The organism is Streptomyces venezuelae (assembly GCF_008642315.1).
GTDB classification, from domain to species: Bacteria; Actinomycetota; Actinomycetes; order Streptomycetales; family Streptomycetaceae; genus Streptomyces; species Streptomyces venezuelae_D.
Window position 1 is genome coordinate 8,246,429 of record NZ_CP029192.1, and the last position, 23,212, is coordinate 8,269,640.

A 23,212-nucleotide genomic window follows, 5' to 3' on the forward strand; every position below is an offset into this window, starting at 1 on the left:
GAGGATCAGCCATGGAGATCAAAGCCTTCATCATCGACGCCGTCGACCCCGAACCGGTCGCCGCCTTCTGGTCCGAGTTGCTCGACTGGCCCGTCGCGGGCCGCACGGGTCCCTACATCTGGCTACGGCGCGAGAACGGCACGGTCCTCGGCATCCAGCGGGTCGACGAACGCAAGACGGTGAAGAACCGCATGCACCTCGACCTCGCCGCGTCCGACTTTGCCGCCGAGCAGCGAAGGGTCGAGGCGCTCGGCGGACGCAGGCTGGAGGGGTACGACGACGGCGGGTTCCTCGTCATGGCCGACCCGGAGGGGAACGAGTTCTGCATCATCCCCGACGAACCCTTCGATCTCGACGACGAAGGACGCACGAACTACCAGAGCTAGGGGGCGGTCGCGTGACCGACACCGTGGGGCCGCGTACGGAAGTGCTGCGTACGGGACCGATCCGCTATGCCACCGCGGAGCGCTTCGGGCGGCCCCGCCCCGTACCGGACGACGATCCGCGCCCCGCCTCCGGCGAGATCGCTCCGCAACCGCCCTCCCGGCTCGACTTCGTCATGGGCCCGCCCGCGGACGTCCACCCCCAGGGCGAGGACTGCCTCAACCTGTCCATCGCCACCCCGGCACGGGACGCGGGACCCAGGCCCGTGCTCGTATGGCTGCACGGCGGCGGCTTCAGCAGCGGCGCCGGCCTCATGGACTGGTACGACGGAGGAGTGCTCGCCGCCGAGGGCGACGTGGTGGTGGTCAGCGTCAACTACCGCCTGGGAGCGCTCGGTTACCTGCTCCTCGACGGGGTGAGCGAGGGCAACCTCGGTCTCTTCGACCAGGTGGAGGCGCTGCGGTGGGTCCACACGCACATCGCCGCATACGGCGGCGACCCCACCGACGTCACGGTGCTCGGACAGTCCGCCGGCGGGATCTCCGTACGCCTTCTCATGGAACTGCCCGAGGCGCGCGGCCTGTTCCGCAGGGCGATCCTCCAGAGCGCGCCGCTGGAGATCACCGCCCGGCCCGCGGCGGAGTCCCACGCACTCGGCCGGTACTTCGCCGACGCGCTCGGCACCGACCCGCGCACCGCCGACCTCCCCGCCCTGCTCGCCGCACAGGGCGAGACGGCCCGCCACCACCTGCGCGGCGCGGGCCGGCGCATGGAACCCGCGTTCATACCGGTGGAGGGCGCCGGCCCCGTCCCCGCTCCCGGCGGGCCGCCCGGTGACGGCGTCCGGGGCCTCGACGTCCTGTACGGCTGGAACGCCGACGACATGATCGTCTTCATGGGCGAGGACGACGACGCGGCCGTGCGCACCCGCGAGGTGTACGAGGAGCCGCTGACGCGCCACGCGGAGCGGCTGGCCCGGGCCGGTGCCCGGGTCCACGCGTACCGCGTCGACTGGCGGCCCGCCGGGTCCCCGCTCGGGGCGGCCCACTGCCTCGAACTGCCGCTGCTCTTCGGCACCCGTGACGCCTGGCGGTCGGCACCGATGCTGGGCAGCACGCCGCGCGAGGAGACCGAGAGGCTCGGCAGGGCCCTGCGTTCCGCGTGGCTCGGCTTCGCCCGCACCGGCACCTTCGACGGCCTGCCCGCGCCGCTCACGGACGGGCCGGTGCCCGGGCCCTCATGAGTCCGGCAGCTCCCGCGGCTCCAGCGGGCGCGTCGCGGGCCCCTGCAGCACCGAGCCGTCGGTGGCGAAACGCGAGCCGTGGCAGGGGCACTCCCACGTCGTCTCCGCCTCGTTGAACGCGACCAGGCACCCGAGGTGGGTGCAGCGGGCGGAGACGGCGTGCAGGGCGCCGGACTCGTCACGGTGCACCGCGCAGCGGCGGCCCTCGACGCGGACCACGGCCCCGGCGCCCGCCGGGATGTCGTCGACGGAGTCGACGTGGGTCGTGCGGAGCCGGTCCCCGATGAAGTGCTTGGCGACCTCGGCCTGCTGGCCCAGCAGGGACGGCATCTCCCGCACGGTGCTCCACAGCCGCCGCGGGTCGTACAGCTCGGCCCACGAGGACTTCTCCCCGGCGACGAGCCGGGCGAGGAGCTGCCCGGCCATGACGCCGCCGCTCATGCCCCAGCCGCCGAACCCCGTCGCCACATAGGTGTGCCGGGCGCCGGGGTGGAAGGGCCCGACCATCGGCACGCCGTCCGTGACGTCGTTGTCCTGCGCCGCCCACCGGTACGCCGTCGCGCCGACGTCGAAGCGTTCCCGCATCCACCTGTCCAGGGCCACGAAACCGGCGGCGGGGTCGCCCGTGCCCGGGGTGAAGCTGTCACCCGTGACGATGAGGAGACGCCCGCCGGCGCCGCCGTAGGGCGCGGTCCGCACCGACCGCTTGCCCTCGTCCTGCGTGATGTACATGCCGTCCGGGTCCTCCCCGGCGGCGAGCGGCGCCGCGACGACCAGTTCGCGCCGCGGGGAGAGCCGGGCGAACAGCAGGGCGCGGTCGAAGACCGGGTAGTGCGTGGCGATGACGACGGACCGCGCGGTGACCGTGTGCCCGACCTCGGTCGTCACGGCGCAGGGAGCCCCGTCGTGCAGCTTGGTGATCCGGGTGCGCTCGTGGATGACACCGCCGCGCGCCCGCAGGTCCTCGGCCAGGCCCAGCAGATAGGCGCGGGGGTGGAACTGCGCCTGGTCCTCGACGCGTACCGCGCCGGCCACGGGGAAGGGCAGCCCGGTCTCGTCCGTGTACGACGCGGCGAGCCCGGCGTCCCTGGCCGCGGCGGCCTCGGCCCGCAGCTCGTCGGTGCGGTCGGCCCGCGTGGTGTAGGTGTAGGCGGGCGCGCGCTCCAGCTCGCAGTCGATGCCGAGCTCGGCACTGATCGCCGCCACGTGCTCCACCGCCTGCTGCTGCGACTCCGCGTAGAGGCGGGCACCTTCCGGACCGCGGGTGCGGCGCAGCCGGTCGTAGACCAGGGAGTGCAGCGCGGTCAGCTTGGCGGTGGTGTTGCCGGTGACTCCGGCGGCGATGCGGTCGGCTTCCAGGACGGCGACCGACCGCCCGTCACGCGCCAGCTCCCAGGCCGTGCTGAGCCCCGCGACACCGCCGCCGACCACGGCGACGTCCACCTCGATGTCCTCGGCGAGCGACGGGTGGGACGTCGACGCGCTGGTCTCCATCCAGTACGACTCGGGGCGCCCCGGCAGCGGGCCGGGCCTCTTCGCGTTCATGCGGGCTCCGTGACGGCGTGCACAGCGGCCTCCAGGGTGTCGGCGTCCGGACCGAGTCTCCTCCGGACCCGGTGCCAAACCCGGCCGCCGCGCCGCCGCCACGGCAGGCCCCGCGTGGATCAGAGCCAGTCGCGGGGCAGCGTCTCCTTCCAGGTGCGGGAGAAGACGCGGCGCTCGCCCTCGTAGCCGTCCAGGGTCGCGTCGACGAAGAAGTGGTCCTCGTCGCACCTGAGGGTCGTCCGGGTCCGCACGCTCACGTCCCACTCGTCCCGCCGCAACCGCATCGTCCAGTCCGATTCGCCGCCCACCGACGTGAAGTCGTCGCCGGTGGCCGTGTACCGCTCGAAGGCGCGGCATCCGACGTCGAGCCCGATCTCGTCGTAGCGCACGGTGCCCCGGTCCTTGACGATCTCCAGGGAGGAGTCGTATCCGACCAGGTCACGCTTGACCTCCCAGCGCTGCTCCGGAGGGGACAGCTGCGTGGTGGCGAGCGGCGGGGTGCCCTCGGGCTCGCCGAACGGCCGCTGCGACGCGTTCTCCGGCTCCGCCGTCGGCCGCACCGGCAGGCGCAGGGGGCAAGTTCGCGTCGTCCAGGCCGATCACGAAGATGTTCTTCGGCGGGGTCTGTGGGTGTGCTTGTGCCTGTGCGGTCACGGAATGTCGTCCTGTCGCAGTGCAGGCCGCCGAGTGCCCATGGGCTGCAAAGGCACACGTCAGGAGGCCGTCGGCGGGTCGTGCGGTGGCGGTCTGGGTATGCGTGTGCGCGGGAATGGCGCGGCAGGCACTCAGACCGGCAGCAGCCGCGCGATCAACCCGCTGAGCTGCTGCGCGTTGCGGCACTCGTGCATCTCGACGAGTTCGGCGTACGCGTACGCCGCCGAGTCCCCGCTCGACCACTGCCCGCGCCCCTCGGGGTTGAGCCAGTAGACGCGGCGGGCCCGGTCGGCGATGTGCCGCAGGGCGGGGAGATTGGGGTCGCTCATGTTCGTGCGGGCGTCGCCGAGGACGAAGACCGTGGAGCGCGGGCCGACCGCGTCGACGTACCGCTCGGCGAACTCGCCCAGGGACGTGCCGTAGTCACTGCTGCCGTGCCACCCCGTCACCGTCGCCTCGTCCAGGATGCGGGCGCCGAGCCCGGCCGGGTCGGTGCCGCCGTGCGCGAGCAGGTCCGTCACCTCGTCGACCCGGTTGACGAAGGCGAACACGCGCACCTTGCCGAACTGGTCGTGCAGCGCCTGAACCAGCAGCATCGTGAAGTTCGCGAAGCCCGCGACCGAACCCGACACGTCGCAGAGCAGGACGAGTTCGGGACGCGCGGGACGGCGGCGCCGCAGTACGGGACGCATCGGCACGCCGCCGGTCGACAGCGAACCGCGCAGGGTGCGGCGCAGATCGATGCTGCCGTGCGCGGCCCTGCGGCGCCGGGCCGCGAGGCGCGTCGCGAGCTTGCGGGCGAGTGGATGCACCGCACGACGGAGTTCGTCCAGCTGCCCCCGGCCCGCCAGGAGGAAATCGACGCGGTCGGCGCTGGGGGCCACGGCACGGCGGGCGATCTCCTCGGTGCCGCGCCGCTCGGCGACCCGGCGGCGCGCCTCGGTCCCTACGCGCGCACGGAAACCCTCGATGCGGCGCCGGACCTCGTCGGCGAGCAGCCGTTCGGTGAACGCGGCCCGGTCCGCGCCCTGTTCGGCCGGTCCCGCGCGGAGAGCGGCGAGGACACGTGCGAGCAGCGTCTCCGGCCGCAGCCTGCTCAGTGTCTGATACGAGGACCAGCCGTCCCCTCCCTGGCCGGGAGAGCCGTACCCGCCGAAGCCGTCCACGGCCTCACCCGCCAGCTGTGCGAGGAGAGCCTGGTCGTCCGCGGCGAGCGCGGCCACGAGTCGTTCGCGCAGCGCGTCCCGGTCGCCGTCACCGCGTACCGGCGCACCGACGCCCGCTGGAAAGTACAGATCGAAGACGGGGTCGAAGACCGCGCGCTGGCTCTCCCGGTGGAGCAGCGCGGCGGCGAGGCCTTCCCTGACGCGCTCCCTGTCGGTGAGACCGAGCGCCTCCAGGGCGGCCGCGGCGTCGACGGTCTCGCCGGGACCGATGCGCAGGCCGTGCGACCGGAGCGTCTTGACCAGCCCGGTGATCCGCCCGGTGACGCCGTCGGGCGGCGCCGTCACACCGCGTCCAGGTCCAGCTTGGCGGCCGCCTTCAGCACGTCGTCCTGATGCTTGAGCACCACACCGAGGCTGTCGCGCACGACGTTCTCGTCCAGAGTGTCCGCACCGAGTGCCAGCAGTGTCCGCGCCCAGTCGATGGTCTCCGCGACCGACGGCACCTTGCGCAGGTCCATCGCGCGCAGCGCGCCGACCACCCGCACCACCGACGCGGCGAGCGCCTCGTCGAGACCGGGCACCTTCATCCGGACGATGCGACGCTCCAACTCCTCCTCGGGAAAACCGATGTGGAGGAAGAGACAGCGGCGGCGCAGCGCCTCGGACAGCTCACGGCTCGCGTTGGAGGTGAGGACGACGAACGGGCGGCGCTCCGCCCTGACCGTGCCGAGCTCCGGAACCGTGACCTGGAAGTCGCTGAGGACTTCGAGGAGGAGCCCCTCGACCTCGACATCGGCCTTGTCCGTCTCGTCGATCAGCAGGACCTTCGGCTCGGCGCCGCGGATCGCGGTCAGCAACGGCCGCGCGAGCAGGAACTCCTCGCTGAAGATGTCGGTGCGCGTCTCGTCCCACGACTCGTCGCGGCCCGCGGTGATGCGCAGCAACTGCTTGGCGTGGTTCCACTCGTACAGGGCGCGGGACTCGTCGACACCCTCGTAGCACTGCAACCGTACGAGCCGCGCCCCTGCGACCTCGGCGACGGCTTTCGCCAGCTCCGTCTTGCCGACCCCCGCCGGGCCCTCCACCAGCAGGGGCTTGCCGAGCCGGTCGGCCAGGAAGACGGTCGTGGCGACGGCGGGCGAGGCCAGATAGCCGGTGGTGGCCAGGCGTGCGGCGACGTCGTCGACGGACGTGAAGTACCCGGTCGTCATGCGGAGTTCTCCTGTGCTCGCCGGCTCCACCGGCGCCTCTCCTGGGTCCCGGCCCTCGTACCCGATCAGCTCGGGGCGTCCCTCCACAACGGGCGGACGCCGTTTGCGTCGAACGTCACGTGGTCCGTACGCAGAGCTCTCCGTACGACCTGGACGGCGCCGTAGCCCTGCGGTTACCGGCCGAAGGGCTTTATGGGTTAGAAAGATGGCAAAGCAAATCATTCGACACGGTGACGCCGTTTCACCAGGACCCCGGGGGCGGACATGGCAGGGCACGGCATACCCGAGGCCTATCTCGAGGACTATGACCGGATCCTGGCCGCCGCCGCGGCGACCGGGCGCCGGCTGACCCGGGACGAGCTGGACTCGCGGCGCGCGCTGGGGGAGCGGGCGGCGGATGCGGGGCTCGGGCTGCGGGCTCTGGTGGGCGCGCACCTCGCGGCGACCCGCGCCCACTGGCCCGCTGCCGGGGACGCCCCCGCCGACCGTGTCCTGGCCGCCGTCGAGCAGGCCGTGGACGCCCTCGCCGAAGGGTACGAACGGGCGCAGCGCCTGGCGGTACGCCAACAGGAGGCCGCCCGGCGGGAGTTCGTCGATGACCTGCTCCACGGGCGCAGCGATCTCGGCAGGCTCGCCGAACGCGCCGAACGCTTCGGGCTGCGCCTCTCCTACGAACACGCGGTCGCCGTCGCCCAGGGCTCGCGCGGCTACGAGGAGGGGGACGCCGTGCCGCGCGAGGTGGAGGGCGCCCTCGTCGGCCGGTTCGGCGACCGCAGCATCCTGCTCACGACGAAGGAGGGCCGGCTGGTGTGCATCGCCCCGGGCGACCAGGGCGAGGTCCTCGCCTTCTTCGCCAAGCACGCGTACGCCGCCGTCGACGGCGCCCGCGTCGTCATCGGCCGCCCGCAGCCCGGCCCGGGCGGTGTCGTCCAGTCGTACGAGGAGGCGCTCAACGCCTTGGACCTGGCGGAGCGCCTCGAACTCGACGAACCCGTGCTGCACGCCGCCGACCTGCTGGTCTACCCCGTGCTGACCCGCGACCGGCAGGCCATGGCCGATCTGGTGGTCCATACGCTCGGCCCGCTGCGGGACGCCCGCGGCGGCGCGCGGCCCCTCATCGACACGCTCACCGCGTTCTTCGACTCGGGCTGTGTCGCGGCGGAGGCGGCCCGCCGCCTCTCGCTGAGCGTGCGCGCCCTGACGTACCGCCTGGAGCGCATCCACCGGCTCACGGGGGCCAATCCGGCCGATCCCGTGCACCGCTACACGCTCCAGACCGCGGTGATCGGCGCCCGCCTGCTCGACTGGCCCGACCAGCCGTTCTAAGGCCTGTGTCGGAAGTCCCGCCTGCCCCGCGACGTCCGGCACGCATTCCCCCACGCCTGAAGGGCGCGGGGGGACCCCCAGCGGCGTTGTCGGGTCGCCCCGGTACAACCAGTATCGGGGCGACCCTCCGCCTTGCGATCGCACGCACCGGACGCCGCGGGGCCCGCCCTCCGGTCGGACGACGGGACTTCCGACACAGGCCCTGGTCCGGCCGTCTCAGCCGAGGCGCGGGATCTCGATGGCCGGGCAGCGGTCCATGACCATGTCCAGGCCCGCGGCGCGCGTCCTGTCGTACGCCGCCTCGTCGATCACACCCAGCTGGAACCAGACCGCGCTCGCACCCGCGGCGACCGCGTCGTCGGCGACCCGGCCCGCCAGCGAGCTGTTCACGAAGACGTCCACCACGTCGACCGGGAACGGCACGGCGGACAGGGACGTGTACCCCTGCTCGCCGTGGACCGTCTCCGCCTTGGGGTGGATGGGCACCACGCGCTTGCCGAAGTGCTGCAGGACCGACGCGACGCGGAACGCCGCGCGGTCGCGGTTGTTCGACAGGCCCACGACGGCCCAGGTGTCGCCGAGCTCCGTCAGGATCCTGCGCACCGTCTCGTCGTCGCCGTACATGGCCTGCCTCCTCGTGTGTCGCGGCGGGATGCCGTCAGAGCCGTGCGCGTGTCAGACGTTCACGCCGAAGTCCGACGCGATGCCGCGCAGCCCACTGGCATAACCCTGGCCGACCGCACGGAATTTCCACTCCGCGCCGTGGCGGTAGAGCTCGCCGAAGACCATGGCGGTCTCCGTGGAGGCGTCCTCCGACAGGTCGTAGCGCGCGATCTCCGCGTTGTCCGCCTGGTTCACCACGCGGATGAACGCGTTGCGGACCTGGCCGAAGCTCTGGCCGCGGTTCTCGGCGTCGTGGATCGACACGGGGAAGACGATCTTCGAGATCTCGGCGGGCACCTGCGCGAGGTTCACCTTCACGGCCTCGTCGTCGCCCTCGCCCTCACCGGTGAGGTTGTCACCGGTGTGCTCGACCGAGCCGTCCGGGCTCGTCAGGTTGTTGTAGAAGACGAAGTGCTGATCGGAGACGACCTTGCCGGACTCGTCGCAGAGCAGGGCGCTCGCGTCGAGGTCGTAGTCCGTCCCGGTCGTGGTGCGCACGTCCCAGCCCAGGCCGACCACGACGGCGGTGAGGCCCGGGGCCTCCTTGCTGAGCGAGACGTTGCCGCCCTTGGCCAGCGAAACTCCCACGATGTCCTCCTACGGTCCGAGTTCTGGATCGGGTTGTTGATCTGGATCTGGCTCACTGAAATCTACAGGAGTGTAGAAGTGGGTGGTGCGGTCGCGTCCCGTTACGATAGGGCGCTCCCCGTCCGCCGAGGAGCGCACAGAGGCTGGAGGGATCGCGGGCATGACGCACCACGACGAGCACGACTCGCACGGCGAGCGCGACGCGCACGGCGAGCGGCAGCCGCGGCTGCGCCGACGCGCGCAGGGCGAGCTGGAGTCACAGGTGCTCGCCGCGCTGCACACCGCGCGCGGACCCGTCAGCGCGGCCTGGGTGCAGGAGCGGATCGGCGGAGACCTCGCGTACACCACCGTCATGACGATCCTCACCCGTCTCCTCGCGAAGGACGTGGTCACCCGCGAGCGCGCGGGCCGCTCCTTCGCGTGGACGCCCGCGTCGGACGAGGCCGGGCTCGCCGCCTTCCGCATGCGCAAGGTGCTCGACGGCGAGAGCGACCGCGAGGCCGTGCTCGCCAGCTTCGTCACCACGCTCACCCCCGACGACGAGCAGCTCCTGCGCGACCTGCTCGGACACGCCGGCGCCGAGGCCGACGACTGACGCCCCACCGGGGTCATTCGCTGATGGGGGGTATCCGCTGATGGGCGTCTTCGTCTTCCTGCCGCTCGTGCTGCCGCTGACCGCGTGGCCGATCGCCCGCCTCGCCGAGCAGCACCTCCACCCACGTACCGCGACACGGCTCCTCACCGCCGTCGCCGGGGTGATGGCGCTGTGCAGCACGCTCTGCCTCGCCCTGTTGATGGTCGTCGGCACCGCCCAACTGCCCGGCAACCCGCTGCCGGACGGATGGTCCGACCCCGAGGTGCGCGCGGCCGTCCCCTATGACGAGGTCGCGGGCAAGGTCGCGATCCCCGCGCTGCTCGTCGTGTGCGCGGCCTGTGCGCGCACGCTCTGGCGGCACGCCCGGGTACGCCGTCGCGGGCGCCGCGCCCTCGAAGGGCTGCGCGGCGGCTCCGTCGCCGTCGTCGCCGACCAGGCGTCGTACGCCTACGCGCTGCCCTCGCGCCGCGGCGGCCGCGTCGTCGTCACCACCGGGATGCTGTCCCGGCTCGCCGCACCGGAGCGCCGCGCGCTGTTCGCCCACGAGCGGGCGCATCTGTCGGCACGGCACCACCGGCATCTGCTCGTCACACAGCTGGCCGCCCGCGCCAACCCCTTCCTGCGGCCGCTGCGCACCTCCGTCGCCTTCGCCGCGGAGCGCTGGGCCGACGAGGCCGCCGCCCGCGCGGTGCGGGACCGGCGGGTCGTCGCCCGGGCGATCGGCAAGGCTGCGCTGGTCTCCCGGAGCGCCCCCGCGCCGACCCTGGCGGGGCTCGCGGCGCCGGGGCCCGTACCGCGCCGCGTCGCCGCGCTCCTCGCCCCGGCTCCGTCCGCCGCCACCCGGCCGTCCGTGTTCACGGGGGTCGGGCTCGCCCTGTGGTCCGCCGCCTTCGGCACCGCCGTGTCCGCGATGTCCTCCGCGAACGCGGCCGTCACCATGGTCCTCATCCTGCGGGCGGCGACGCCGCTCTGACGGCGGCCGGGGTGGACCGCCCCGGGGAGGGCGGTCCACTGGAGTGCCCAGGGCGTGTGTCGGAAGTCCCGTCGTCCGCCCGGACGCCGCGGGGCAGGCAGGGCAGGGCTTCCGGCACAGTCCCTAGAGGTCGAACTCGTGCGGCGGCAGGTCCAGCGCGAAGCACGCCTCGCGCACGACGGCCTGCTCGTCCTTGTCGAAGTCGCCGTCGGCGCCGCCGATGACGATGCCGATCTGGATCACCGCGCGGGCCTCGGCCGGCTTCTTCTTCGCCTTGGCGACCTCCTGGAGCACGCTCACCTTGCCGAACGCGAAGTCGGCGGTCAGCTTGTCCACGTACTCGTCGAAGCGGCGGCGCAGGTCGTCAGCGGGGAAGTTCTGCAGCACCTCGTTCGTGCCGATCAGCTGCGCGACGCGCTGGCGCTCGGACGGGTCGACGGTGCCGTCGGCCGCCGCCACCAGGGCACACATCGCCATGCTCGCGTCGCGGAAGGCTCCGCTCTTCAGGTCGTTCTTCTTCGCCATCAGCTGGGTCTGCATCGTCGATGCGGATTCCTTGACGCGGTCCCACAGAGCCATGGGGAAACTCCATAAACGTATCGATGTATCAGGGGTGTTGGACGAGTCCCCGGTACGCTGCGCGCAGGTCCGGGCCCCCGCCAGTTTCTACAGCAGAGTAGAAACTAGCAGTCGGGCCGAGAAGTTCCCGCCCAGCGGAAGGTGCGCGTGATGACTCCGACGGCACAAGAACTCCTGCGGACCACGGCCGCCCGCCTCGCCCCCGACCCGGAGAGGAACCCGGTCGTGCCGCGCGTCGCCGACGGCCGGGCGCAACTGCGGACTGTGGCGCTCCTCGCGCTGGAGCAGCGGCACGTGATCCCCTCGGACCGGCGGTCCTTCCAGTACCTGGCACAGCGGGCCGCCGAGTCGAAGGACCTGGAATCGGCCGCCTTCTTCGAGACCGTCGCCGACGGCGAGAGCGTCGCGAGGGAACGGCTCGACCCGCTGTTCGACGCCTGCGGGGTGAGCAGGTCCGAGGCGGCGACGTACGAACCGCACCCGGGCTGCCAGGCCTACCCGGCCTACGTCGCCTGGCTCGCCCTGAACGGCGAACCCGCCGACGTCGTCCTCGCGCTCACCGCCAACTTCGCCGCCTGGGGCCACTCCTGTGCCGCGATCGCCCGCGGGCTGCGCGACCACTACGGCTTCGACGACGAGGCGTGCGGGTTCTTCGACCTGTTCGCGGAGCCCGCGCCGGACCTCGACAGGCAGGCTCTCGCCGCGGTACGGGCAGGCCTCGACCGGGACCGCGTCACGGCGGCCCATCTGCGGTTCGGCCGACTCCTCGCGCACTACGAGCAGTTGTTCTGGACGACTCTCGCGGAGCGTGAGAGCGGGGCCGGCGAGAGCGGGGCCGGCGGGGGTCGCTGACCTCGGCCAACCGCGCTTCCAGGCCACGGATCAGCGCGTCGAGCCCCGTGTCGAAGGCCTGGTCGGCGCGTGCCGGTTTGCGGTCGGCGTACGCGGCTCGCAGTGCCGCCGCCAGGACGGGCACCCGCGGAGCGTGATCCGAGGGGTCGATCATGAGGGGCGGCGCGACGAGGTCGAGTGCCGAGCCGAGCAGGAAGGACTCCACGCTCGTCAGGACCGCCACCAGATGCCGCTCCGGCCAGCCGCCGCGCGCCAGCGCCGCCACCACGGACTCGTACATGGCGAGCGTCGCGGGAGAGCTGATCGTCGTCGTGGCCAGCAGTTCGACGGTGTGCGGATGGCGCGCGAACGCGTCGCGGTACGAACGTGCCCAGGCGGCAAGGGCGTCCGACCAGGGCAGCTCGTCGAACGCGGAGATGTCCATCTCCTCGACGACCAGCCGCCGTACGCCCTCGATGACGGCGGAGCGGCCGTCCAAGTGGTTGTACAGGGACGCGGTCCGCACGCCGAGACGGTCGGCGAGCCTCGGCAGACTGAAAGCGCCTGAGCCGTCGGCGTCGATCATCGCCAGTGCCTCGCGCGCGATCAGGTCCGCGCTCAACACCGGTCTGCGCGGCCGTCCTCTGTCCGTCACTCGATGCCCTCTTCCCAGATGATTCCCCCGCACAGTACGGTCCTGCCCGGACTAAAGGGTTTAGTTTTCGGGAGATCGCGCGTGACCGCACCCACCTCGTCCAGACCCGTCTCCTCCGCGCCCGCAGGCACCGACGGCCTCAGCGGCGGCGCCATCGGCACCGGCGACCTCGTGTTCTTCGTCGTGGCGGCCGCCGCCCCGCTCACCGTGATGGCGGGCGTGGCCCCGCTGGCCATCGGCATGGCGGGCGACGCGGCGCCGCTCGGCTACCTCATCTCCGGACTGCTCCTCGTCGTCTTCGCCACGGGCTTCACGGCCATGAGCCGGTTCGTGCGCAACGCCGGCGCGTTCTACGCGTACGTCGGACGGGGGCTCGGGCGCCCCGCGGGAGCGGGGTCCGCGTACGTCGCCCTGGTCGCGTACAACGCCATCGAGGTCGGACTGCTCGCCGCCTTCGGATGGTTCACCGAGTCCGGCTTCGAGGACCTCACGGGCGTCCGCGTGGCCTGGTGGACATGGGCCGCGGCGGGTCTCGTCGCCATCGGCGTGCTCGGCTACCTCCGGGTCACGCTCAGCGCCAGGATCCTCGGCGTCGCGCTCGTCCTGGAAGTCCTCGTGCTCTTCGTCTTCGAAGCGGGCGTTCTCGCGCACGGGGGCGGCCCGCAGGGGCTGGACTTCGGCACGCTCTCGCCCGCCGGGCTGGGGGAGCCGGGCGTCGGCGGCATGTTCGTCCTGACCATAGGGGCGTTCATCGGCTTCGAGGCGACGGCGATCTACGCGGAGGAGGCGCGGCGGCCCGAGCGGACCGTGCCCCGTGCCACCTATGTGGCGGTGGCGTTCCTCGCGCTCTTCTACACCTTCACGGTCTGGATGATCATCAACGCGTACGGCTCCGACCGCGCCCGCGCCGTCGCCTCCGGGGACGGCGGCGCCGACATGGTGTTCTCCGCCACCGAACGGTTCGCCGGTGCCTGGGCCGCCGACTCCATGCACGTACTGATCATCACCAGCGCGTTCGCCGCCACGCTGGCCTTCCACAACGGCGCCGCCCGCTACTTCTACGCCCTGGGCAGGGAGGGTCTGCTGCCCGCCCGGCTCGGCACGGTGTCGCCGAAGACACGGGCGCCGGCCGTCGCGGTGCTCACGCAGTCGGCCGTCGCGCTCGCCGTGATCGTCGTGACGATGGTCGCCGGCGCCGATCCGTACACGGTCACCTTCCTGTGGAGCAGCGGCACGGGCATCCTCGGCGTGATGCTGCTGCAGGCCCTCGCGGCGCTCGCCGTGTACGGGTTCTTCCGGCGCGACCGGAGAGGCATGCCGTCCTGGCGCGTGGTCGCCGCACCGCTGCTGGCCTGCGCCGGGCTCGCCGTCATGATCGTCCTGGTCTGCGCCGACCTCGACCTGCTCACCGGGGCGTCCAGGGGTGTCAACGTGGCGCTGATCGCTCCGTTGCCGGTGGTGTTCGTGGCGGGGGCGGCGGTGGCGCTGCGGATGAGGCGGCGGGCACCGGCGGCGTACGAGCGGCTGACGACGGTGGACGCGGAGCGCGCGTGAGGGATCTGCGCGCGTGCGGGATCTCCGGCGGCACGGTGGTGCGAGGCATTCGCCGGTCGTCGTGCGTGAAGGACTTCAAGGAGACAGCGACATCATCATGACGGAACCGACTCTCGTCTTCCTCGGCGCGGTCCGCACCGGAAGCGACACCGACACGACGGCCCTCGCCGTCCGCGACGGCCGCGTCCTCGCGCTCGGCGACGAGGCCCGCGCCCTCGCCCGCACCGCCGACGAAGTCGTCGACATCGGCGACGGACTGCTGATGGCCGCCTTTGGAGACGGGCATGCCCATCCGCTCTTCGGCGGCCTGGAGAGCTTCGGGCCCCAGATCAAGGAGCTGGACTCCGTCGAGGCGATCGTCGCCGAAGTCCGACGGTGGGCTCGGCGGCACCCGGAGGCGAAGTGGATCGTCGGCGCCTCGTACGACCCCGCGCTCGCACCCGACGGCGAGTTCGACGCGCGCTGGCTGGACGCCGCGGTGGACGACCGGCCCGTCGTCCTGCGCGCCCACGACTACCACACCGTGTGGTGCAACACGGAGGCGCTGCGCAGGGCCGGAGTGACGGAGGCGACTCCGGAGCCGCGGCTCGGCTGGATCGTGCGCCGCGCGGACGGCGGCCCGCTCGGCACCCTGCGCGAGTGGCACGCCTGTGACCTCGTGCTCGACCAGGTGCCCGCGCGGGACGAGGACGAGCTCGTCGAGGCGATCCGCCGCGCCGGGCACGCGTACGCGCGCGCGGGCGTCACCTGGGTCCAGGACGCCTGGGTCGAGTCGGAGATGGCGGACGCGTACCTCGCCGCGGTCCGGCGCGGGGCCCTATCCCTGCGCGTGGACCTGGCGCAGCGCGCCGACCCCGACCGCTGGCGCGAGCAGCGCGAACCGTTCGCGGCGACCCGCACGCGCGTGGCGGCCGAGGGCGGGGAACTGCTCACCGCGCGGACGGTGAAGTACTTCAGCGACGGCGTCGTCGAGGGCGGTACGGCCGCCATGCTCGCGCCCTACCTGGACGCGCCGCACAGCTGCGGCATGCCGGTGTGGGAGCCGAGCGCCCTCGCCGAGGCGGTGCGGGCGTTCGATGCCGACGGCTTCCAGACGCACATCCACGCCATCGGGGACGCCGGGGTGCGTGCGTCGCTCGACGCCGTCGAGTCCGCGATCGCCGCCAACCCGGCCTGGGACCGGCGCCCGGTGATCACCCACGTCCAGGTCGTCGATCCCGCGGACCTGCCGCGCTTCGCCGAGCTCGGCGTCATCGCCAACTTCGAGCCGCTGTGGGCGCAGCCGGACCCGCTCCAGACCGAGCTGTCCATCCCGCGCATCGGCGCGGAGCGTGCCGCGCTGCAGTACCCGATGGGAGAGCTGGCGCGGAGCGGAGCCCGGCTGTCCTTCGGCAGCGACTGGCCGGTCAGCTCACACGTACCGCTTGAGGGCATCCAAGTCGCCGTCACCAGGCGCACGTTCACGGGCGAGCCCGCCGAGGGCTGGCTCCCGCACCAGCGGCTCACCGTCGACGAGGCACTGACGGCCGCGACAGCAGGAGTAGCCCACCAGGCCTGCGCCGACAACCGCCGCACCCTCACCCCGGGCACCCCGGCCGACCTGCTGCTGCTCTCCGCCGACCCCCGCGCGGTCGACCCGATGAAAATCCACCACGCGCGCGTGCTGGGCACGTGGCTGGGGGGTCGGCCCACGTATAGGGAGGGGGTGGGCGATCCGGGTCCGGGGGGCGGGTGACCCGGCCGGCCGGGTACGCGGGTGGCCCGGCCACCGGGCGAGTGTGAGCGGCCGGGGCGCTGGGCGAGCGGGTGGCCCGGCGGCCCAGTGGCCCGGGCGAGCGGGGCGCTGGATCGGCGGGTGACCTGCGTGAGTGAATGGCCGGGCCGCGCGGACAGGTGGGTGGCCGGGGACCGGATCGGCGGTTCGGTCCGGGCGCCCGGGCGCGTGGATGACTCGGCCGTCGGATTTGTGGATGACGTGGCGGGCGGGTGAGGGTGCGGAGCGTCCGTCGGGTGAGGGAGCGACCTGGCCGGCGCAGAGCGACCGGGCCGGGCCACCCCGGCTTTCAGCGCAGCACGATGGCCGTCGCGGCGATCCCGTCCCGTACGGTCCAGCGGCCGGAGAAGCCCTTCAGTTCTGTGCCCGCCACCACGGGGCCCTCGACCAGCAGTCGGGCGGTGAACGTTCCGTCCGGGGCGAGTTCCACCCGCGCGTCCTCGAAGCCGAGCCAGCGGCCGGTCAGCGGGAACCACGTCTTGTAGACGGACTCCTTCGCGCTGAACAGGAGCCGGTCCCAAGGTGTGGCCGGCTGTCGCGAGCCGAGCGAGGCCAGCACGGCGCGCTCCGTCTCGTCGGCGACCAGGTTCAGGACGTCGGGGTCGCGCAGCGGCTCGCCCGGCTCGGCGTCGATGCCGACGGACGTCACCTCGCCCGCGCGGGCCACGACCGCCGCGCGGTACCCGGCGCAGTGCGTCATGCTGCCGACGACGCCGTCCGGCCAGCCGGGGGCGCCGCGGTGTCCCGGCAGGATCGGGGCGGGCGGCACGCCGATGCGGGCCAGCGCGGTGCGGGCGCAGTGCCGCACCGTGGTGAACTCGTTGCGCCGCTTGGCCACCGCGTTCGCCACCACGGCCTCCTCCTCGGGGAAGAGGACCGCGTCGGCAGGGTCGTCGTGGGTCTCGACCACGGTGACGGGCACGTCGGCGAGCAGAGTGGCCAAGGGTCCCGCCGGATCCGGGACTTGGCGCGCGGGTATCGAAGGTGACGTCACGGGAGATCACGGTACCGGGTGACCCGCACACGAGTGCGGGCTGTGGCCTACGCCACCCGGCCGCCCTCCCGGGTGCGGACGGCCCCCGACGAGCGCCTACGCTGGCGTGATGCAGGACGAGTACCGCACAGTGGCCCGCGAGGGCGTGCACGAGACCGAGATCAACCGCTCGCGCTTCCTGTGCGCCCTGGCACCCGCGGCCACCGAGCGGGAGGCCCAGGAATTCGTCGCGCGCGTCCGCAAGGAGCACCCGACCGCCAGCCACAACTGCTTCGCATACGTCATCGGGGCCGACGCCGCCGTGCAGAAGGCGAGCGACGACGGCGAGCCCGGCGGCACCGCGGGCGTCCCGATGCTCCAGATGCTGATGCGCCGCGACATGCGCTACGTCGCCGCCGTCGTGACCCGCTACTACGGAGGGGTCAAGCTCGGCGCCGGAGGACTCATCCGCGCCTACGGAGGATCGGTCGGCGAGGCGCTCGACGCCCTCGGCACCGTCACCCGCCGCCGCTTCCGCCTCGCCACCGTCACGGTCGACCACCAGCGCGCGGGCAAGGTCCAGAACGATCTGCGGGCGGCCGGCCGCGAGGTGCGCGACGTGCGCTACGGAGAAGCCGTCGCGATCGAGATCGGGCTGCCCGACGCGGATGTGGAAGCCTTCCGCGGCTGGCTGGCGGACGCCACCGCCGGCAGCGCGGTGCTCGAGCTCGGGGGAGAGGCGTACGGGGATGCCTGACGCCGAGGTGCCTGACGCCGGGATGTCTGACGGCTGCGGATTCGAGGGAGCCGCGTGGGGGACCGGGGGAGTTACGGGAGTGGCCACCCGTGATGTCCGACCCGCCCGATAGTCTCGGGAATCATGAGGCTGCTGCACACGTCCGACTGGCACCTGGGCCGCTCGTTCCACCGCGTGAACATGCTCGACGCCCAGGCCGCGTTCATCGGCCACCTGCTGGCGACCGTGCGCGAGCGCGACGTGGACGCCGTCGTGGTGGCCGGGGACGTGTACGACAGAGCGGTGCCCCCGCTCGCGGCGGTCGAGCTCTTCGACGACGCCCTGCACCGGCTCGCCGACCTCGGTGTACCGACGATCATGATCTCCGGGAACCACGACTCGGCGCGCCGCCTCGGCGTCGGCGCGGGCCTCATCGACCGCGCGGGCATCCACCTGCGCACCGACCCGGCCGCGTGCGCGGAGCCCGTGATCCTCACCGATCCGCACGGGGACGTGGCGTTCTACGGCCTGCCCTACCTCGAACCGGCCCTGGTGAAGGACGCGTTCGGGGTGGAGAAGGCCGGACACGAGGCGGTCATCGGCGCCGCCATGGACCGCGTGCGGGCCGACCTCGCAGGCCGCGCCCCCGGCACCCGCTCCGTCGTCCTCGCCCACGCCTTCGTCAGCGGCGGCCAGGTCAGCGACAGCGAGCGGGACATCACCGTCGGCGGCGTGGCGGCCGTGCCCGCCGGAGTCTTCGAGGGCGTGGACTACGCGGCCCTTGGACACCTGCACGGCAGCCAGACCCTGGGCGAGCGCGTGCGCTACTCAGGGTCACCCCTGCCGTACTCGTTCTCCGAGGCCGACCACCGCAAGAGCATGTGGCTCGTCGACCTGGGGGCCGACGGGCACATCGAGGCCGAGCGCGTGGACTGCCCGGTGCCGCGCGCGCTCGCCCGCATCCGCGGCACCCTCGACGAGCTGCTCGACGCCCCGGACCTCGCCCGCCACGAGGACGCGTGGGTCGAGGCCACCCTGACCGACGCGGTGCGCCCCGACGACCCGATGGCCAGGCTCTGCGAGCGCTTCCCGCACACGCTCAGCCTCGTCTTCGCCCCCGACCGTGCCCCGGACGACCCGGACGTCTCGTACGCCCAGCGGCTCAGGGACCGCAGCGACCAGCAGATCGCCGAGGACTTCGTGACCCACGTGCGCGGTGCCGGACCGGACGAGCAGGAACAGGAAGTGCTGCGTTCCGCGTTCGACGCGGTCCGCACCGACGCCACGCTGCGCGAGGTCGCCCGATGAGACTCCACCGACTCCGCATCACCGCCTTCGGGCCCTTCGGCACCGCGCAGGACATCGACTTCGACGACCTCAGCGCCGCAGGCCTCTTCCTGCTGCACGGCCCGACGGGCGCGGGCAAGACCTCCGTCCTGGACGCTGTGTGCTACGCGCTCTACGGCTCGGTGCCGGGCGCCCGACAGGGCGGCGGTCAAGGCATGACGCTGCGCAGCGACCACGCGCAGCAGGGCACCCGCACAGAGGTGTGCCTCGAACTGACCGTCGCGGGACGCCGCCTGGAGGTCACCCGCCAACCCCCGTGGGAACGTCCCAAGAAGCGTGGCACGGGCACCACCACGGAGAAGGCCCAGAGCTGGCTGCGCGAGTACGACTCCGGGGAGGGCCCGGACGGCGGATGGAAGGCCCTCAGCCGCTCCCACCAGGAGATCGGTGAGGAGATCAGCCAGCTCCTCGGCATGAGCAAGGAACAGTTCTGCCAGGTCGTGCTCCTGCCCCAGGGAGACTTCGCCCGGTTCCTGCGCGCCGACGCCGAGGCACGCGGCAAACTGCTCGGCCGCCTCTTCGACACGCGCAGGTTCGCCGCCGTGGAGCAGCGGCTCGCCGAACAGCGGCGCACCACCGAGGCCGAGGTCAAGGAGGGCGACGCCGCCCTCCTCGCCGACGCGCACCGCATGCAGCAGGCCGCGAGTGAAGGGGGCCAGGAAGCCGAGCTGCCCCTGCCCGACCTGGCGCCCGGCGACCCGGGCCTGGCGGACGCGGTCCTCACCTGGGCGGCCGTCGCCCGCGCGGGCGCGCGGGAACGCCTCGCTGTCGCCCACTGCGCGCTCGCCGCCGCCGAATCCGCCCAAGCGGGCGCGGAACGCCGCCTCGCCGACGTACGCGAACTCGACCGGCTGCAGCGCCGGTTCACCGAGGCACAAACACGCGCCGACCAGCTCCACGCGCGCGTGGACGAACAGCGCGTCCTCGAAGAGCGTCTCGAACGGGCCCGCAAGGCCGAGAAGGTCGCGCCCGCGCTCGGCCTGCGCGACACCGCCGACACCGAACACCGCCGCGCCGCGGAAGCCGAGGCACGCGCGCGTGGCCGACTGCCCGAGACGTTCGCCTCGTCCGGCGCGGCGGGCCTCGCCGCCGCCGCGCGCACGGCCGCCGAGGAGCTGGGCGGCCTGGCATCGGCCCGGCGCGCCGAGGGACGCACCACGGAGATCACCGCCGAACGCACCGCGCTGGACCGTCAGGAACGCGCCGACGACGAGCTGCTCCAGGAGGCGTCGGGCTGGCTCGACGGCTGGGAGACGACCCGGTCCGCGCTCCTGGAGCGCATCGAGTCCGCCCAGGAGGCCGCGACCCGCGCCGAGCGCCTGGGGGGCCAGCTCGCGCCCGCCGAGGCCCGCCTGGACGCGGCCCGCCGCCGCGACCGGCTCGCCCGGGACGCGGCCGCGGCGCAGGAACACGCCCTCGCCGCCCGCGAGTCCGCCACGGAGGCCCACGAACACTGGCTCGCCCTCAAGGAGCAGCGCCTCACCGGCATCGCCGCCGAACTCGCGGCCCACCTCACCGACGGCCAGCCGTGCGCGGTGTGCGGAGCCACGGAACACCTCGCCCCCGCGCGGAAGGTGGCCGGACACGTGGACCGGCAGGCCGAAGAGGCGGCGCTCGCCGCCCATCGTCGCGCGGACGAGTCCCGGTCGGCCGCCGAGCGCACTCTCGGGGAGGTCAGGGAGTCCCTGGCCGCGGCGAAGGCCGCCGCGCGGGGAGGCCCGGCGACGAACCCGCACGAGACCTCGCCCGGTGGGTCCCCGGACGAGGACCCCACCGCCGACGAACTCACCGACGCCGTGGATGCGTTGCGGCGCGATTACACCGAGGCGCGGGACCTGGCCTCCGGACTTCACGCCGCCCGCGAGGCCCTGGCTCGGGCCGAGCGCGAGTACGACCGCAGGCTCGCCCAGCAGCAGGAGGCCGCGCGGCGAGCCGCGTCCAGGACGACCCTGCGAGACGCCCTGGAACGCGAACAGCAGTCCCTCGAAGCCGAGTTGACCCGCGCGCGGGGCGCCACCGGCAGCGTCGCCGACCGCGCCGCCCAGCTGGAGCGGCAGGCCGCACTGCTCACCGAGGCCGCCGACGCCGTCCGCGCCGCCGACGACACCGCCGAACGCCTCAAGGACGCCGACGCGCGACTCGCCGACGCGGCCTTCCGCGCCGGGTTCGACACGCCGACGGCCGCCTCGGCCGCCCTCCTCGACGACGCCGGGTACCGCGAGGTCCAGCACCGCATCGACGCCTGGCGCAACGACGACGCCGCCGTGCGCTCCGTCCTCGCCGAACCGGACACGGCGGCCGCGGCGCAGCGGCCGCCCGCGGACCTCCGGGCCGCCGGCGAACACGCCGAGTCCGCCGCACGACGCCTCAGGGACACGGCCTCCGCGCGGGACGCCGCCGCACGGCGCTGCGCCGAACTCGACCGGCTCTCCACCCGCACGGCCGCGGCGACGCGGCGGCTCGCGCCGCTGCGCGCCGCGCACGACCGGGTGGCCCGCATGGCAGGTCTCGCTGCGGGCACGTCGGCGGACAACGAACGCAGGATGCGCCTGGAGTCGTACGTGCTCGCGGCCCGCCTCGAACAGGTGGCCGCGGCCGCGACCGTCCGGCTGCACCGCATGTCGTCGGGCCGCTACACGCTCGTGCACTCGGACGGCCGCACCGGACGCGGCCGTTCGGGCCTCGGGCTCCACGTGGTCGATGCCTGGACGGGCCGCGAACGCGACACCGCCACCCTCTCCGGCGGCGAGACGTTCTTCGCCTCCCTCGCCCTCGCGCTCGGTCTCGCGGACGTCGTCACCGACGAGGCGGGAGGCGTCCGGCTCGACACACTCTTCATCGACGAGGGCTTCGGCAGCCTCGACGACCAGACGCTCGACGAGGTCCTGGACGTCCTCGACTCCCTGCGCGAACGGGACCGCAGCGTCGGAATCGTCAGCCACGTCGCTGACCTGCGACGACGCGTGCACGCGCAGCTGGAGGTGGTGAAGGGGCGAGCGGGTTCGACGGTGCGGCAGCGGGGCAGTGGGTGAGGTCTCAGATCCTCGATTCCGGACCGTGCCCTGTCTTACCCGGCTTTTCCGTGACCGTCCTTGCCCTTCTGTCCCCCGCGTGTCCCCCGGAGAGCCTCCAGGACCAGCTGCTGCGTCTACTTGTTCCGCCAGTCTGACGTCCTTGCAGGTAGGCCCTCACGACGGTTTTTCCTGACTACCGCTCAGAGTTCGCGGCCGAGACGGCAAGGCGGCGGCCAGTGCCTTTCACCGGCCCCCCGGCGGGGCTCTGCTCCGATGCGCGGTGTAGGTCGTTCACCGGGACGAACTGGCAATCCTCGTTCAGCGACGAACTGGGTACGGCTACTCATGCGCGGCGTGTGAGCGCCGCCTACGCTCGCCAGATGCCTGACAAATCGCACACTTCTGGCAGGAGGGGGCTGGTCTGCTGCCTGCTGTTCACTGTTCTGCCTGTCGTCTGGTTGGTTGCCGCCCCGGTTCTGCCGGCGCGGGTTCTTGGTTTCCCTTCTGGATGAGCGCCGCGATCTTGAATGGAGCGGATGGCCAAGGCGGTATCAGCGACCTGTTCGGCTGACAGTAGGCAGGAGGGCGTCCGCAGCTGCTGTCGCAATGTGCAGGACAGCAGCCGGTACGTTTTCGCGGTTCAGGGCGTCCCGGGCCTTGACCTCAGGGGTGTGCACTTCGTGCAGTGTGAGGAGCACAGTGCGGCCTCCCGTTGCGTTTGGTGTTTTCCGCAGGTCTGGCAGGAGGCGTCGGGGTGCTCGGTGAACTCGACGTCTGGTGAGCCGCAGGCTGTGCAGCGCACGTCGTGCAGGCGGGGCAGCTTTCCGTTCTGGTCGGGTGGGTCGGCGGCGTAGCCCTGGAGTTGGATGTGGGCGCTGTGCAGGTCGACTTCGGGTATGTCTGGCCGTTCGTGGTTGATGTATAGCCAGGCCTGGTGGCCGATGGTTCGGTTTGACGTGCGTGGGTCTGCTTCGAGTTCGGTTGTCCAGCAGCGTCCGTTCGGTGAGGGGCCGAGGCCGTCTTCGGCTGCCCCGTAGTAGGTCACGGCCCATACGGCGTGCCAGCTCTTTCCCAGGCCGGGGCGGTACGCGTTGGTACGTGGGGGTGTCACTGCTGTTGTTCTTCCTTGTGGTTGGAGTGAAGGGGTGGGGTTGGGGTGGTGAGCCGTCCGAGCCAGAGTCGGCGGAGGGCGTTGTTGAGGTCGTGGTTGCTGGCGATGGGGGGGGAGGTTGAGGGTTCGGTGGATGAGTTCGTGGAGGAGGGTGGGCGGGAGTTGAGCTGTGGCCCAGTGCAGGGTGAGTCCGCGGGTTGTGTGGTTGCGTGCCCAGGTGGTGCGCATCCGGGTTGAGAAGGTGCCTGTTAGTGGCGGGTTTGTTATGTGCGTGGTGATCTGATCCTGGT

The 23,212-nt window shown here is 72.8% G+C and carries 19 protein-coding genes and 1 pseudogene; 11 read left to right on the top strand and 9 right to left on the bottom strand.

Annotation, left to right across the window (positions count from 1 at the left end):
• Window positions 1–11: 11 nt before the first annotated feature.
• Window positions 12–386: a VOC family protein gene (locus DEJ48_RS36435; protein WP_150220379.1), complete on the top strand. Its 375-nt coding sequence runs from the start codon at window positions 12–14 to the stop codon at window positions 384–386.
• A gap of 11 nt (window positions 387–397) precedes the next feature.
• Complete coding sequence (locus DEJ48_RS36440; protein WP_223832325.1) at window positions 398–1,627, top strand: carboxylesterase family protein; 1,230 nt, start codon at window positions 398–400, stop codon at window positions 1,625–1,627.
• On the opposite strand, the gene DEJ48_RS36445 is transcribed toward DEJ48_RS36440, so the two are convergent.
• From DEJ48_RS36445 to DEJ48_RS36460, 4 genes and pseudogenes are all read right to left on the bottom strand, one after another.
• Complete coding sequence (locus DEJ48_RS36445) at window positions 1,622–3,172, bottom strand: FAD-dependent oxidoreductase (protein ID WP_150220380.1); 1,551 nt, start codon at window positions 3,170–3,172, stop codon at window positions 1,622–1,624. The two genes, DEJ48_RS36440 and DEJ48_RS36445, sit on opposite strands and share 6 nt — an antisense overlap.
• Window positions 3,173–3,291: 119 nt before the next feature.
• Window positions 3,292–3,744: pseudogene (locus DEJ48_RS36450) on the bottom strand (peptidase S15); the annotation flags it as partial.
• Window positions 3,745–3,957: 213 nt separating this feature from the next.
• Window positions 3,958–5,337 carry a vWA domain-containing protein gene (locus tag DEJ48_RS36455; protein WP_150220381.1) on the bottom strand — a complete coding sequence of 460 codons (1,380 nt, stop codon included), beginning with the start codon at window positions 5,335–5,337 and terminating at the stop codon, window positions 3,958–3,960.
• Window positions 5,334–6,203 carry an AAA family ATPase gene (locus tag DEJ48_RS36460; RefSeq protein ID WP_150220382.1) on the bottom strand — a complete coding sequence of 290 codons (870 nt, stop codon included), beginning with the start codon at window positions 6,201–6,203 and terminating at the stop codon, window positions 5,334–5,336. Before DEJ48_RS36460 ends, DEJ48_RS36455 begins: the two co-directional genes overlap by 4 nt.
• A gap of 264 nt (window positions 6,204–6,467) precedes the next feature.
• On the opposite strand from DEJ48_RS36460, the gene DEJ48_RS36465 reads away from it, so the two are divergent.
• The gene (locus tag DEJ48_RS36465; RefSeq protein WP_150220383.1) at window positions 6,468–7,529 is read left to right on the top strand and encodes a PucR family transcriptional regulator; all 1,062 of its coding nucleotides are present in this window, start codon (window positions 6,468–6,470) and stop codon (window positions 7,527–7,529) included.
• 216 nt (window positions 7,530–7,745) lie between these two features.
• Here the strand turns inward: DEJ48_RS36465 and DEJ48_RS36470 are convergent, their stop codons facing one another.
• On the bottom strand, window positions 7,746–8,153 hold the full coding sequence (locus DEJ48_RS36470; RefSeq protein WP_150220384.1) for a CoA-binding protein: 408 nt from the start codon (window positions 8,151–8,153) through the stop codon (window positions 7,746–7,748).
• 51 nt (window positions 8,154–8,204) lie between these two features.
• The gene (locus tag DEJ48_RS36475; protein ID WP_150220385.1) at window positions 8,205–8,780 is read right to left on the bottom strand and encodes a TerD family protein; all 576 of its coding nucleotides are present in this window, start codon (window positions 8,778–8,780) and stop codon (window positions 8,205–8,207) included.
• Between the two features lie 160 nt (window positions 8,781–8,940).
• Between DEJ48_RS36475 and DEJ48_RS36480 the strand changes: the two genes are divergently transcribed.
• Both DEJ48_RS36480 and DEJ48_RS36485 read left to right on the top strand, forming a co-directional pair.
• Window positions 8,941–9,375, top strand: coding sequence for a BlaI/MecI/CopY family transcriptional regulator (locus DEJ48_RS36480; RefSeq protein ID WP_150220386.1), 435 nt, complete (start codon window positions 8,941–8,943; stop codon window positions 9,373–9,375).
• Between the two features lie 40 nt (window positions 9,376–9,415).
• Window positions 9,416–10,348 (top strand): M56 family metallopeptidase, encoded by a 933-nt coding sequence (locus tag DEJ48_RS36485; RefSeq protein WP_150220387.1) that lies wholly within the window; start codon window positions 9,416–9,418, stop codon window positions 10,346–10,348.
• A 123-nt stretch (window positions 10,349–10,471) separates the two neighbouring features.
• Here DEJ48_RS36485 and DEJ48_RS36490 read toward each other — a convergent pair whose 3' ends face one another.
• Window positions 10,472–10,927, bottom strand: coding sequence for a tellurite resistance TerB family protein (locus DEJ48_RS36490; protein WP_150164242.1), 456 nt, complete (start codon window positions 10,925–10,927; stop codon window positions 10,472–10,474).
• A 150-nt stretch (window positions 10,928–11,077) separates the two neighbouring features.
• Between DEJ48_RS36490 and DEJ48_RS36495 the strand changes: the two genes are divergently transcribed.
• Entirely contained in the window at window positions 11,078–11,779 is a 702-nt protein-coding gene (locus DEJ48_RS36495) for a transcriptional regulator (RefSeq protein WP_150220388.1), read from the top strand.
• Here DEJ48_RS36495 and DEJ48_RS36500 read toward each other — a convergent pair.
• The gene (locus DEJ48_RS36500) at window positions 11,661–12,413 is read right to left on the bottom strand and encodes a TetR/AcrR family transcriptional regulator (RefSeq protein WP_223832326.1); all 753 of its coding nucleotides are present in this window, start codon (window positions 12,411–12,413) and stop codon (window positions 11,661–11,663) included. The genes DEJ48_RS36495 and DEJ48_RS36500 overlap by 119 nt on opposite strands.
• Before the next feature lie 81 nt (window positions 12,414–12,494).
• Here DEJ48_RS36500 and DEJ48_RS36505 point away from each other — a divergent pair, with 81 nt between their 5' ends.
• Both DEJ48_RS36505 and DEJ48_RS36510 read left to right on the top strand, forming a co-directional pair.
• A complete protein-coding gene (locus tag DEJ48_RS36505) occupies window positions 12,495–13,967 on the top strand; it encodes an APC family permease (RefSeq protein WP_223832327.1) in 1,473 nt (490 codons plus the stop codon).
• 97 nt (window positions 13,968–14,064) lie between these two features.
• Window positions 14,065–15,702 (top strand): amidohydrolase, encoded by a 1,638-nt coding sequence (locus DEJ48_RS36510; RefSeq protein ID WP_150220389.1) that lies wholly within the window; start codon window positions 14,065–14,067, stop codon window positions 15,700–15,702.
• A gap of 328 nt (window positions 15,703–16,030) precedes the next feature.
• On the opposite strand, the gene DEJ48_RS36515 is transcribed toward DEJ48_RS36510, so the two are convergent.
• On the bottom strand, window positions 16,031–16,684 hold the full coding sequence (locus DEJ48_RS36515) for a 4'-phosphopantetheinyl transferase (RefSeq protein ID WP_150221611.1): 654 nt from the start codon (window positions 16,682–16,684) through the stop codon (window positions 16,031–16,033).
• 160 nt (window positions 16,685–16,844) lie between these two features.
• Here DEJ48_RS36515 and DEJ48_RS36520 point away from each other — a divergent pair, with 160 nt between their 5' ends.
• From DEJ48_RS36520 to DEJ48_RS36530, 3 genes are all read left to right on the top strand, one after another.
• Window positions 16,845–17,471: a YigZ family protein gene (locus DEJ48_RS36520; RefSeq protein WP_150220390.1), complete on the top strand. Its 627-nt coding sequence runs from the start codon at window positions 16,845–16,847 to the stop codon at window positions 17,469–17,471.
• A gap of 123 nt (window positions 17,472–17,594) precedes the next feature.
• Window positions 17,595–18,758 carry an exonuclease SbcCD subunit D gene (locus tag DEJ48_RS36525; RefSeq protein ID WP_150220391.1) on the top strand — a complete coding sequence of 388 codons (1,164 nt, stop codon included), beginning with the start codon at window positions 17,595–17,597 and terminating at the stop codon, window positions 18,756–18,758.
• Window positions 18,755–21,829, top strand: a complete 3,075-nt coding sequence (locus DEJ48_RS36530; RefSeq protein WP_150220392.1) for an AAA family ATPase — start codon at window positions 18,755–18,757, stop codon at window positions 21,827–21,829. Before DEJ48_RS36525 ends, DEJ48_RS36530 begins: the two co-directional genes overlap by 4 nt.
• Window positions 21,830–23,212: the final 1,383 nt, after the last annotated feature.